We start from the raw sequence: 13,436 nt of genomic DNA on the forward strand, positions 1-13,436 counted from the left end.
GGAATTATTTAGATATTTTAATGGATAAATATAAATAAGTCAATAGCCCAAAAACAAATCCTGCAATAATAGCTAAAATCATACTACCATAAAGATATTGAATAATATTCAAATGGATTGTTTCAATGGAAATATTACGATCAAAATGAAGATGAACAGCCTTATCGCCCATCCAAACGGAACCACATTTATAGCTTAAAAAAATAATTAGTGGAATCATAGGAGGAAGGCTAATATTAGCACTAAGGATAAACAAACCTTTATTTAATTTGAACAACACTGCAAGGAATATACCTACAATTAATTGGAAACCCCATATGGGAACGATTCCCATAAAGACGCCAAAACCAACGGATAACGATTTTATTAAAGCGGAATCTGAATTATTGAATAATGAATCTTTAATATTCAGATACGTTTTTTTTAAAAAAAGGGATTGAATGGCTTTTTTAGGGTAAACATAGAGTATAGCAATTAAAACAAGTACTGTATTTAACAAGCTGATTCTAGTGAAATCTTTAAATGGTCTAAAATGAGAAATTCTTATTTCTTTAGGAGCATAATAGACACTTATGGGAACGGAAGTTATATGAATACCTTTCCATGCTGCACGAACAATGACCTCTATTTCAAATTCATATTTTTTAGTAAAGAATTTCATTGAGCTTAATTCTTTAACAGGATAAAGACGAAAACCCGACTGAGTATCAGAAAGATTAATGCCCGTTTCAACCAGAAACCAAAAATTAGAAAATTTATTGCCAAAATTACTTTTACCGGGAACAGTAGATTGATTCATATTTCTTGAGCCAATAATTAAGCAAGGGCTTTTTGAATTTAATTTATCCAAGAAAAGGGGTAAATCAGATGGAAAATGTTGACCATCAGAATCTATAGTGATTGCATAATCGTAATTATGTTTAATTGCCAATTCAAATCCTTTCCTAAGAGCCCATCCTTTTCCAACATTCTGAGAATAATTTAATGTAATTAAATGAGGGTATGCAGACAAAATGGTTTTAGAATCATCAGTAGATCCATCATTAATAATAATAATATTTGAAGTATAAGATAGGATTTGATCAATCGTATTTTTTAAAGTTTCTGCATTATTATATGTTGGAATGAGAACACATACTTTTCTTGAATTGAAGAGTGATTTATAATCTATTATTTCGGTCATAATTAATATTTATAAACAGCTTTAATAAGCTTAAAAAAAGTGATTTGACCTGAAAATATAGAAGCAGTATTAATATATACTTCAGACTCAGAAAAAGTATAATTAATTTCAACCTGCAGATTGATATGTTCGTTTGGATTTATTGGAGTTAAAAACTTTAGCTTGTTAATTGAAATAACATTCATCGATAAATTTAAATGATATTCAGTTAATTCTTTAATCATTTGCAATGTAAATACACCAGGAACAATAGGAAAATCAGGAAAGTGTCCATCAAATATTTCGTGATCCTTATTTAATTTTATTTCAAATAGGAGTATATTAGATTCCTTTTGTGAAAAATGACTAATGAAGAAGAAATCATCTTTGAGCATTTATTGAACGATTTGTTTTAATGATAAATTAAAATGATAATTCATATGTGTTATAAAAAGAGAATCAGGAAAATTATTTTTTGTTCCAAAACATTTAATTTCAGTTTGTTTTTTATTTTTATTAAAGCATTCTAATGATAAAAGTTGATCGCAAAGTGTATCCGTGATGTAAACATTTTTAAAATGATTATATTCATAGGTGTGATAAAGTTTACTATTGTTGTTAAAAATTTTTGCCGGATTACTGTTTTGATATCCTACAAGTAATCCAAGGTCAGTCTTTAACTGATTAATGACTGGTTTTTTATCTAAGAAATCAATTATAGAGATAATTTTAAATTGATTTTGTGTGAATTGGAAATCAAAATAACTGTTTCCAAATTCATTTGTAAAAACAATTCTTGTCGTGCTATCCGGCATCTTTTTTAAAAGTAACAAACCACTTAAATTTTTATTGAGTATTTCAATATTGGTGTTAAAAACAATAAAATCAAAATTAGGAAATATATTATTCTGACAAGTATTATTGGGAATCATTTGATTATAATCTGAATATGGAAATTTAGTAGAAGAGCAAGAAAAAAGTAATGTAAAAATTAAATATAGATGGATCTTATTCATTAAAAACAGTTGATTCAAATTAATATTTAATTGGTTAAACGCCATTATAGAATTATTTTAAAATATAAATATCATCGGATAAAGATGGATTTAAGACTTTATTGGTGAATTGGAGTTCTGTATTATCACCAGATATTTCTATTAAATTTAGTTTATTAACTGTATAATTTTTTTTATCAATATAAATTTGAATTGTTTGAAAGAGACTCTTCATTTCTTTTTTATTTGGAATTAATTGAAGCAAAAAAATGGTTTCATTTTCAAACAATGATGTATTAAAATCCTTATTATTAATAACAGTTCCTTGAACGCATTCCAGTATTAATTTATTAATTTGATTAAATGCTTTGTTGCTTTTTGCAGAATAGGTGTTTAATTTATTATCCTTTTTAATATAAATTGTATTATTATTAATAACAAGTAAGTATTTATATGGTGTGAGATATTCCATACGAACTTTATTGTTTTTCTTAAATGAGAATTGGCCTTTGCTGACAATTTTTTCAGCAAGCATTTTTAAATTTTTCGTTTGTGTAAAATCTGAAGTTATGCTAAAAATCGACTGTGATTCTTGATTAAATTTAGTTTTAAATGGGTTGAGATCTTTGACTATTTTATATCCCGAGGGTTGAGCATTGACCAAGGAAAAACAAGCAATGAATAAAAACGATAAGCTAAATTTACTCATATGGGTTGCAATTTAATAATTTCGAAATTGGAATAATTTGGTAGCCTTCATTATAGCAATATTCAATAAATGGGCTTAAGACTTGAGTGATTACAAATTGGGTATCATGAAATAAAAAAACGGCTCCTGGCTCTAATTGCTTTTTAATTTTATTTAATAACTTTTGTGGATCTTTAGAAATGGTATCCAAAGATCTGGCACTCCAACCAATAGGAATAAAATTTAATTCTTTGATGGCTGCGGCAATATTGGGATTTGTTACTCCAAAGGGAGGTCTGAATAATTTTATTTTTTTATGAATGATTTGTTCAATTAATACTGAATTGGATAAAAGTTCTACTTTAACTTTCTTTTTACTTAATAAACCAAAGTGAAATGGATGATTATAAGTATGATTTCCTATTATGTGACCTTCTTGATCCATTTTCAATAGCAAATTTTTATTTTGCTCAATATTTTTTCCAATACAAAAAAAAGTAGCTGGTGTATTATGGTTTTTCAGAATATCTAAGATGTTATTAGTATATAAAGGGGACGGACCGTCATCAAAACTGATAGCAATACATTTTTTTTGATTATTTCCTTGAGTTAAAATAGGTATAAAAAAATTCGAACCGATATATGCGGAGCCATATACAATAAGTATTATAAAGGCAATATTGGTGATTAAAAATATTATAAGTGGTATCGATACAAAAAAATGGATTGATAATAAGAAAGTCATTATTACTAAATAAGCCAGTATTGTGTTTTTGAAATTTAACATGCACTTAAAAGTATAAATGAGTGGTGGGTGTTTCTATAATGATTATGAATAAGTATTGATTTAATGGATTTATTATCTGTAATTTTTGAATATTCTATACCAAGGATGGATGTGTTAGTTAATATGGAAGATGCAATATATAAAGCAAAGGCACTTGCAGTATTATATTCTCCGCAGACAGATTTGAAAGCAAAATATTTAGATTCGAAATCAAACGAAGATAATAGATGTTGACTTATCCTGTCATCATTAGGATCACCATTGTGAGCACTTAAAACAAGATCAACATTACTAACTTGGTTTGCAGTAAATATTGATTTTAGTGCGGTATAGATTTGATCAATCGTTTTAAAGGAAAGTGTTTTAATAGATAATATTTTTGCGTAGCTGGTTTCAGTTTTTTGATTCGAAAGTACAAAAAAAGACGAACCTTCTCCAGCGTATGGTTTACTACTGTTTGTTGTGGAATTAGATTCAACAGGAAGCGAACAGAAATGACCTAAACGACTTAAAATTTTGTAACTGGCCTCTGTCGTTTCATCAGCACCACCAACAAGTACAGTATTATATGATTGTTCCTGCAATAAGAGTTGAGCATCCATTAAAGCTGATTCAAAAGAAATATTTCGATGAACATAGGTTGCATTATAACCTTGACATTTATGCAATAATGCAATTTGTCCAGCTAAGGAATTATGAGTTGAGAAAATAAAAGGTGTTGGACTTAGAGCTTCTTCTTTATTTTCTATCATTTGATTTAAAAAGGAATTGGTATCATCCAGACAACCAAACCCAGTACCAACGATAATGGCTTCAGGTTTATTTTGTTTTGCAGTCTTAAGAGCCATTAAGGAAGCAGTAACACCCATCTTAACCATTTTGCTCATTCTACGAATAAGTTTGGCATCGATATAAACACTATAATTGGGTTCAATGGCTAATAACTTATTGGAGGCATCATGAACGGATGAATCTGAAGAAATATTTCCTATCCCATTGATATAAATATCCATGTTATAAGCTTGAAAAGATGAGTGAAGAACAATTACCACCAAAGCCAAACGAATTGGAAAGAACATGAGTTAGTTTAACATTTTCTTGAATTTTCGTTACAGGTGATATGTGAAAGGGTTCAATGCTGGAATTAAAATTATAATTTGGTGGAATAAAATGATGTTGAATTGCTAAAACAGAAATGACAGCTTCTACTGCGCCGCTCGCACCGAGCGTGTGTCCAGTAAAAGATTTCGTAGAACTTACAGGTGGAATGTTATCTTGAAATAAATTTTTTACTGCCTGACTTTCTGCCTGATCATTATTTTGAGTACCTGTGCCGTGCATATTAATGTAATCTATTTGACCAGGCTGGATATTGGCTTTTTTTATAGCGCCTTGCATAGCTAAAAAAGGACCTTGGCCATCATCTGAAAGAGCCGTTTGGTGATACGAATCATTTGAATTACTATAACCAGAAACAACAACAGAACTTGATAAGCCTAGGAAAGTCACTGCTTTTTCGTTTAAAAGTAAAACATAGGCAGCGCCTTCACCTAAATTAAGTCCTTGACGATCCTGATCCAACGGTTTACATTGATTTTTATCAAGAATCATAAGGGAATTAAATCCATTTAAAGTAAACCGGGTCAATGCATCTACTCCACCAGCAATAACCACATCAAGTTGATTAGCTTTAATTAAACGGGTACCAAGCATGATGGCATTTGCAGAAGAAGAACAAGCAGTACTTAATGTAGTCACAAAATCATGGATACCAAATTTTGAAGCTACGTAATCTGTTGCTTTTCCATTATCATGGTGAATCACCTGACTAAGGTCACCGGATTCAGGATCCTGATTATAAGACTCAAAAAAAGTTTCTGTTTTATCCATTCCCCCTACAGTACTTGCAGAAATAAAACCAACATTTAGCTCGTGTAATTTATCCATTGAAATATGAGATAAGGTTTCTAGAACTGCATGATAACTTAATAGTATAGTCCTGCTTAATTTCGGTGATAGATTGAGCTGCTGAGCTAATTCTGAATTGCTTAATTTGACTTCTCCTAGAGGGAATGTATGATTATGTCGTGTTTCTAAATATGTGGTTGAATGAATTCCAGATCTGTGTTCCTTAAAACTTTGTATCGTTTCCGAAATATTATTTCCAATTGCGGAAATAATACCAAGGCCACCTATATAAACATGATTATCTGAAGTCAATTGGAGATTATTTATTTCTTTTAGAAAGGGTTCAAAAAAACAGATAAAAAGAAAAAGTGATAATTATTTTTTATGCTCCATAATATAATGAGCCATTGTAGACACAGATTTAAAAACGGATGGTCCGTCTTCAGCACGAGTTAACTTAATACCATATTGTTGTTGTAACAAAACGATGAGTTCAAGTGCATCAATCGAATCCAAGCCTAGTCCTTCCATAAATAAAGGTTGATCATCACCTATTTCTTCTGGCTTGACATCTTTTAGATTTAATTGTTCTACAATTTGTTGTTTTAATTTTGACATTAACTCATGCATATGATTGACTTTTATAATAATTATTTTGAATGTTATTTATCGAAAATTCCGGAACAGTTAGATCTTGATTGGCTTCAACTAAATACATAAAGCATTCATATTGATTATCCAATAGTTCAACCCATCCACCAATACAAGCATCAATATGATGTTGATGGAATAAACTCATTATATAGTCTACCTGAGTATTGATTTCGAAATCATCAGAAATGAAAAAAGTATTTTCACCTTTGATACCATGTCTGATACAGATTTCACCATTGACGATATTGGGAAGTGTATAGACAAAAGTAGCAGGACTTGGAATTCCTTGATGCATTAAGTCAGCATATTTTAGATCTGTATCTAAGCTTGAACTTTGGTTAGCGAGAATGAGGCCGATTTTATCCGGGGCATATCGGGATAAAAGGGATTGACCCTGCAATAGAAATTCAGCCGCTATAAAACCCAGTTTGGCGAGTCGATCCATTTTAAAAAACTTAGGGTAGTTGAATTTAAAGTTCCGATAAGCTAATTCAATGAAGGAATCGAAAGATTCTTCTGTAGTATGATACACAGTCTGATGATCTATATAAATGGTATTGTTTTTTATAGAACAGCACTTGATCATTTTGAGATGCGTGTGGGTCATTAGGCGTTAGAATCTTCTGGCAAAAGTAGTCTAAATAGCTCAAATTTGGGAATAAAAATATGAATACGGATCCCTGAAAGCAGATATTGAATTTATACAATGAGTTGATTGTTAAATCAATAGCTTTATTAATCATTATTTATAGAAACATCAGAACTCCTTGCTCTACACAAACTAAATGTGCGATAAAAAAGTCATTTTGGTTGTTTGACATTCTCTTAATGTTTTAAATATACGTGCCTATGACCAACTTTTTGTTCTTTTTTCATGAAAAAAAAGAACCAAAAATTCTAGGCTGTAAGGTCTAAGCCTAAAATGATTTCATGAAACCTAAATTCAAAAAACTCGCCTTGGGCCTTCTTTTTTTTGCATAGTATAACACTTGCTCAGCTCGCATTCCTGTTCTTTTTTTATCTTTATATTGTGCTCAAACAGTTTTGAATTTTTAACGGTTTCATTCCATCATTTTTTAACGGCTTATCCCTTAATGCCGTTCCAAATTTCTATGACAACTCATTAAAATAATAATTACTTGAATTTAATTTGCGAACAAGCCCAACAGATGTCCCATTATTATTGAACAAAGCAAGGAGTTCTGAACATAGTAAGTTGTGCTCTTCTAAAATGATGGTGATTTAAATTAATCATTAAAGATTGTTTAGTTATTAAAGGCTGAGTTTTATTTGTTCTTCAGTTTTTTATGCAAAAACACAAATGGATCGTGTGGTCTTAGTAAGGAATCTTATGTTTTTTATTCTCATTTTTTGGGTGTTTTTATCGCTGCGGCTCTTCCGATGGCTTCGTATCCGAAACGGTTTCTGATGTGATCCATTTGTCGCATCAAGGAAATTTGTTCCCCCGTGTCTTCGAAGAGATCGAACTGAGGACTGCCGTGGACGAGGCCGCTGAATTTGACACCAATTAGGCGAATGAGTTGTCGACGTTCATAGAGTTTGTTGAACAGATGTTGGACCACCGGCCACAGGTGTTTGTCGAGAGCGGTATAATTTATTTTGATTTGCTTATTGAAGGTATTGAAATCTGCGTATCGTATTTTTACGGTTATGCAAGAACATAATTTGCCTGATTCTCGGAGTTCGAACGCTAATTTTTCCGTCATATCGAGGAGGATCAAACGAATCCGTTGCATGTCCAGGGTGTCTTGTTCGAAAGTCCTCTCTTTAGAGATCGACTTGGCTTCATGATAGGGAACCACGGGTCGATTGTCTATAGCATTAGCGTGTTCCCAGAGGTGTATTCCGCTTTCACCAAATTGTCGGTGGAGTAATTTGACCGGAATTTCACTCAGTACTTTAATGGTTCGCACGCCCATGAAGCTGAGTTTCTTGTAGGTTTCCTTACCGATTCCGGGGATTTTGGAAGTCGAGAGTGGAGCTAAGAAATTTTTTTCGGTTCCAGAGGGAATTTCCCTAACGCCGTTGGGTTTGGCTTCACCGGTGCCCACCTTAGACACTAATTTATTGATTGACAGTCCAAATGAAATTGGAAGACCGGTTTCTTTAGTAATGCGTTGGCGTAATTCCCGGGACCACTTCATGCACCCGAAGTATCGATCCATCCCCGAAATGTCTAGATAGAATTCATCGATGGAGGCTTTTTCGAAGATGGGTGCTTCTTCCGTAATGACATCGGTGACGAGATTAGAATAATTGCTGTAACTATCCATGTCGCCGCGTAATATAATGGCTTGTGGACATAGTCGCTTAGCCATTTTGATGGGCATGGCTGAATGTACTCCAAAGGCCCGCGCTTCATAGCTGCATGCGGCTACGACTCCCCGACTGCTCGTACCCCCCACGATGAGGGGTTTACCGAGCAGACTGGTATTCTTCAGGCACTCTACGGACACAAAGAAAGAGTCAAGATCCATATGCAGTATGGCGCGACTAAACATGGCAATGTTTATTTTATCGACATTAATGGACGAATTATTCGGCAAAGATAGATTTTATGTGATTAAGAAGCAAGTGTAAGGGAAATGAATTTTGAAAACGATGGGATTTTTTTGAGTAATTTCAAGATGAGTAAGCCTATATTTAAAGTACAACTCATCTCGTCGTGGACGAGACAAGTATCTACGGTCGCTCTACCCTCGAGGTACGGCTGAAGTAAAAAGCCTGTCTTGTCCTAAAATAGCTATACAGCTTATATTAAGTCTATTAAATATTTACAATTAAATTAGAAAGATTTTTACCGATTTGATTTTCAATTTTGAAATCATTCATCAGAAGGTTGAAGTGGCATATTCTTTCTGCCATTTTCTCTACATACCGATTGTGAGTTATTTTCTTTTCCATATACCACCATATTCTTTCCATTGGATTCAAGTCAGGTGAATACGCAGGCAAATAAATCAACTCAATGCGATGCTTATATTTTTCTAAAATTGGTTTGAGCCTCTTAGCATGATGGTATCTTACATTATCAACTACCATAATTACTTTTTGATTTGAATAGACCTCTGTAGTCTTCAAAAGAAAGCGAAAAAATGAAATAGTATTACCTCTTTCCTTTATACTTGTTATCATCATTCCAGTTTTAGGTTCAATGCATCCGAATAACGTTTTGCGTTCTCTCCTTCTTTGTTTTTGAGGTAAATTATACAATAAATTCAATGAAGCAGGTTAAAATCCGTTATTGCTTTACAAATTTTAGGTATTGGGTGGGTGTATTTATTATATATAATCCTGGATGAATATTGCTCCAATTCAATTCAGTTAGCTCCTTATTTAGACTGCATTTTGCAATTTCTTTACCTTTTATGTCGAATAATTTAATTTCAACGATTTGATCTATATTCTTTTTTAAAATGACATGGCCATTATTTAGCGGATTAATCAATTCCACGCTTAAAGCTTGTTTTCTTATATTTTTGACACCAACATTAACCGTATTGTTTAATCTAAATAAGCTAAATTTACTAATATTGCTTGAACTTATGGAGCTGCACACAACGGGTCTATTGTAAGTATCAATGCTTATATTTCTTGGTGACGAATAGGCCTCAGGGTAATTAATTTGTGAAAATCCTGTCAAATTAAATGTTAGATCAAGATGGCCGTCTTTGGTAAATCTAATTATATTATTTTCGTTGTACTTATTGTTGATAATTAATGATACTAATATTTTATCATCTTGTTGTTTTTGGATCAATTGATATTTAAACGCATCAGCGCTTGGAAATATTTTCTTATAAACTATTGGACCATATGTCCAATCCCGAGATCCATCATAATTATATCTCGCCAAAGGAGGCCCATTGAATTCTGTAAATTCTGTAACACAAATTAATTTTCCATCATTTTGAATTAATGTTGACTCATCTGAATTATAAGGAGATAATGAAGTTGTTAAAATATTGCCATTATTGAATTCTTCGTCTCGAGTAAAATCTGCATTAAAACGAACAAAGGCTAATGTTCTTACAGGGTTTCCAAATTGATTTATGTTTGATTCAAATTCAACGATTATTTTATTCTCTTTTGTTATTCGTATTTCATTGATATATTCCAATCCTTCTAGGCTTATTATTTTTGTTGAAAGTTTTTTTGCCCCATCATATTTACTTAGACTCAGTTGTTTGTACCTGTCAATAGCACCTGGATAATAATATATTTCAGCGCCAACGATTACTGAATTATCACTTACTGTTAGTACAGAAATAGGAGTAGTTGACACAGTGTAGGTTTCAATGAAAGTCCCATTTGTTCCAAATGTGCTATCCAATTGGCCATTTGTATTTAATCTGAGTGTAACGTTTTTCATTTCATACCCATACAAACCTGTAATGATTATTTTTGAATCTTTCTGAACATCAAAAGAAATTATTTTGACTCGGGTTTCCAATATATCAAACACTACGCCAAGGTGCCCAAAACTAGGGTCTAAGCTCCCGTCGCCAAGGTATCTGGCCACGAAATTTCCAATTTGAGAATTACCACAAACTATAATTTTGTTATCATTCGTGCATTTTGCACCGATGGGATAAATTTTTTGATTTCCCAGTTGGTAAACCAAGTTAGGTTTTGATATAATTTGGCCTAATTGATTCAATCTAAAAAAAGTAATTTTGCTTGAATTTTCGATAGAATTGCCAAGAATTATAAAATCGTTATCTTTATCGATTACAAGTTCATATTGGTTGATATTTTTTGATATTTGTGTAGTTGTTCTTCCATTCAATCCAAATTGTATATTATGTTCGCCATTTGAAAGATATTTTTCAATAAATAAATAATTTTCAGCCCCCTTTTGAAAAGTGCCACTCAATATAATTCTATCTTGTTCATCTGATACTATACTATAATCATCAACTAATTTATATTTTATACTGTCAGTGTCTTCAGAAATATTACTTAAAATGCCTGTATTATTCCAACTGGAGTCTAGGATTCCTTCAAAAGTATATCTTGCAATAAAAATTACTTTTCTTGTGTTGAGTGTAGTTCCGCATAATACAATTTTATTATTTGATTGTATCGTTAGGTGTGTTCCAAAGTTATTGTAATCATCAATGCTCAGATATTGTTTGCCTTGAATTCCAAAACTCGTGTCGATATTGCCATCCATATCATACCTTGATAGAAAGGGTTTTAGTTCTGTATTTAAATATTGATTTGTTAGTATCACAAAATACTTTTCATTTTGAACTGCAATTTCAATTGGGGCACATTCGTCGCTAAGCGTTTTGATATTTATAGAGCCATTTATGCCAAATGTACTGTCTATTTCGCCATCTGCGGAAAGGCTAAAAACTTTACTTATTAATTCAGATTCTTTATGCATTATTAAGATTTTGGAATCTGGTCGAATTGCAATTTTGGTGTTTGAAACACATTTGAAATGATATCCAAATCGAATTGTGCGAATGCCCTCATTCCCAAAAGCATTATCAATAGTTCCATTAGAATCAAATCTGCAAACATGAATTGTATATTCAAAAGGATCATCACAACCAGGATTTCTATTATTATTTTGAGATGTGACTGCTAATATTTTGCCGTCATTTTGTATACATATATCGGTGAATGAGTTCCAAATGGAGTTTAAATAATGTCCCCCAACTTGATTAAAACTAGAATCAAGAGATCCATCAATATTTATTCTTAATAATGAGGCGCAATGATTATTTACTTGCAAACTTTGGCCTCCAATTAATATTTTACCATCCAGTTGTTTCGCACTACAACTACTCGATGTCCAATAACTTAGGTTGGTTGAGACAAAACCATCCTTTCCAAATGATTTATCTAGAGTTCCGTCTTGAGCAGGAAGTAAATGGCTATATATTAGAAATGTATAAAAAAATATAATTTTGTGAATACTTGATTCAAAATTTAGATTACATGGTATCAATAATAGTCGAGGAATCTCATTAGGGCGATTGTTTAACATATATTATATAGTTTTAGTAAGTTGCTTTACAATACAAACAACGGAATAATAGGATTTATATTTTTTTTGTAACTAGACTTAAATCAAATGATGATTTTGAAATACTAGAATCTTTTCTTACAAACGGAAAGCAAGAACACATCCTATCTGATGAAGATATCAAATTAACAGGCTTTTACACCTTACAAAACCATCCTAAAAAGCTAAGAATTGTTAAAGTATACGACGATAAAAATAACATAACCCTTATTTTATTGACAAATCATTTTTCTTGGACAGCACAAACAGTTTCGGAACTTTATAAGGCTAGATTGGCCGTTGAAGTCTTTTTCAAATATCTCAAACAACTTTTCAGAGTGAAGTCCTTTATTGGAACTTCAGAAAATGCAGTCAAGATTCAAAAGTGGTGCTCAATGATTGCCATTTTACTTTTAAATTATCTCAAATCAAGGGCTAATCACAAATGGCATTTATCTAATTTGATCTCATTTTTAAGACTCAATTTATTCGTAAAGATTGATCAATGGTTTTGGCTGAATAATCCCATATTAAAAAAAATATTCTCCTTCAATTATTGACTTATTTACCCAGCGGTAGGGTCGAATTTCAAAATATGACTTTCTAAAGACGATATTCCCATTTTTATTGTAACATTATTCCAAGTTATATTTTATTTTGGACAGATGTGAACCGATTTCAAGATTATATGCTTCAAGATAATTTATAGCCTGTGCAAGATGTATCTTTTCTATTAGAGTTATTGCTTTTAATTCAACACTTATCTGTCCATCAATTAAAAAGTTTACTCTTCTAGTTCCTATAGGAACGGACTTATAATATATTCCCATTTCGAACTCACGACTAAAATGAATATTTCTAATTCTAAATTCTTCTTCTAATGCTCTCTGATAAATGACTTCTTGAAAGCCCCGCCTGAATTACGCAGTCGGGCAGGCACTTCCTAATACATTGTGTACTTCCATTGCACAATTAATTATACTGCCCGTTAATTCTTCGAACTTCATATCTCAAAGATAAATATTTCAGATTAAAGCCTTTAATTAATCCAGTCTATCCCAAAAATCCCATCCCTCAGATGAAGGACAGGGTTCAGACAATTATTAATTCTTCACCATCTTTCCCCAATAGTATTTTCCTTTCAAAGCAGTAAAAGAGACACTAGATGATATTTTATACCGAGCTAATGCAATCACATTGTG

Annotated in this window: 13 protein-coding genes and 1 pseudogene; 1 reads left to right on the plus strand and 13 read right to left on the minus strand. The window is 31.8% G+C overall.

The annotated features are described in order from the left end of the window. Nucleotides 1–4: 4 nt before the first annotated feature. From IPK88_06275 to IPK88_06330, 12 genes are all read right to left on the minus strand, one after another. A complete protein-coding gene (locus tag IPK88_06275) occupies nucleotides 5–1,183 on the minus strand; it encodes a DUF2062 domain-containing protein (protein MBK8243010.1) in 1,179 nt (392 codons plus the stop codon). A gap of 2 nt (nucleotides 1,184–1,185) precedes the next feature. Beyond that, nucleotides 1,186–1,557 (minus strand): hydroxymyristoyl-ACP dehydratase, encoded by a 372-nt coding sequence (locus IPK88_06280; protein ID MBK8243011.1) that lies wholly within the window; start codon nucleotides 1,555–1,557, stop codon nucleotides 1,186–1,188. Next, nucleotides 1,558–2,178, minus strand: coding sequence for a hypothetical protein (locus tag IPK88_06285; GenBank protein MBK8243012.1), 621 nt, complete (start codon nucleotides 2,176–2,178; stop codon nucleotides 1,558–1,560). It abuts the gene before it with no gap. 52 nt (nucleotides 2,179–2,230) lie between these two features. Continuing rightward, nucleotides 2,231–2,866 (minus strand): outer membrane lipoprotein carrier protein LolA, encoded by a 636-nt coding sequence (locus tag IPK88_06290; GenBank protein MBK8243013.1) that lies wholly within the window; start codon nucleotides 2,864–2,866, stop codon nucleotides 2,231–2,233. After that, on the minus strand, nucleotides 2,859–3,590 hold the full coding sequence (locus IPK88_06295) for a polysaccharide deacetylase family protein (GenBank protein ID MBK8243014.1): 732 nt from the start codon (nucleotides 3,588–3,590) through the stop codon (nucleotides 2,859–2,861). The genes IPK88_06290 and IPK88_06295 overlap by 8 nt, the downstream gene beginning before the upstream one ends. Nucleotides 3,591–3,625: 35 nt before the next feature. Next, nucleotides 3,626–4,645 carry a beta-ketoacyl synthase chain length factor gene (locus tag IPK88_06300; GenBank protein ID MBK8243015.1) on the minus strand — a complete coding sequence of 340 codons (1,020 nt, stop codon included), beginning with the start codon at nucleotides 4,643–4,645 and terminating at the stop codon, nucleotides 3,626–3,628. Between the two features lies 1 nt (nucleotide 4,646). Next, a complete protein-coding gene (locus IPK88_06305; GenBank protein ID MBK8243016.1) occupies nucleotides 4,647–5,852 on the minus strand; it encodes a beta-ketoacyl-[acyl-carrier-protein] synthase family protein in 1,206 nt (401 codons plus the stop codon). Nucleotides 5,853–5,915: 63 nt separating this feature from the next. Next, a complete protein-coding gene (locus tag IPK88_06310; protein MBK8243017.1) occupies nucleotides 5,916–6,170 on the minus strand; it encodes an acyl carrier protein in 255 nt (84 codons plus the stop codon). Further along, entirely contained in the window at nucleotides 6,163–6,801 is a 639-nt protein-coding gene (locus IPK88_06315) for a 3-oxoacyl-ACP synthase (GenBank protein MBK8243018.1), read from the minus strand. The genes IPK88_06310 and IPK88_06315 overlap by 8 nt, the downstream gene beginning before the upstream one ends. A gap of 757 nt (nucleotides 6,802–7,558) precedes the next feature. Further along, on the minus strand, nucleotides 7,559–8,722 hold the full coding sequence (gene dinB / locus IPK88_06320; GenBank protein MBK8243019.1) for a DNA polymerase IV: 1,164 nt from the start codon (nucleotides 8,720–8,722) through the stop codon (nucleotides 7,559–7,561). Between the two features lie 259 nt (nucleotides 8,723–8,981). Next, the gene (locus tag IPK88_06325) at nucleotides 8,982–9,437 is read right to left on the minus strand and encodes an IS630 family transposase (GenBank protein ID MBK8243020.1); all 456 of its coding nucleotides are present in this window, start codon (nucleotides 9,435–9,437) and stop codon (nucleotides 8,982–8,984) included. Between the two features lie 19 nt (nucleotides 9,438–9,456). Then, a complete protein-coding gene (locus IPK88_06330) occupies nucleotides 9,457–12,216 on the minus strand; it encodes a hypothetical protein (protein ID MBK8243021.1) in 2,760 nt (919 codons plus the stop codon). A gap of 53 nt (nucleotides 12,217–12,269) precedes the next feature. Here IPK88_06330 and IPK88_06335 point away from each other — a divergent pair, with 53 nt between their 5' ends. Then, nucleotides 12,270–12,794 carry a transposase gene (locus IPK88_06335; GenBank protein ID MBK8243022.1) on the plus strand — a complete coding sequence of 175 codons (525 nt, stop codon included), beginning with the start codon at nucleotides 12,270–12,272 and terminating at the stop codon, nucleotides 12,792–12,794. Nucleotides 12,795–12,869: 75 nt separating this feature from the next. Here the strand turns inward: IPK88_06335 and IPK88_06340 are convergent. After that, nucleotides 12,870–13,241 (minus strand): annotated as a pseudogene (locus tag IPK88_06340) (GxxExxY protein). Between the last annotated feature and the right edge of the window lie 195 nt (nucleotides 13,242–13,436).

Source organism: Candidatus Defluviibacterium haderslevense, from assembly GCA_016712225.1.
Taxonomy (GTDB): Bacteria; Bacteroidota; Bacteroidia; order Chitinophagales; family Saprospiraceae; genus Vicinibacter; species Vicinibacter haderslevensis.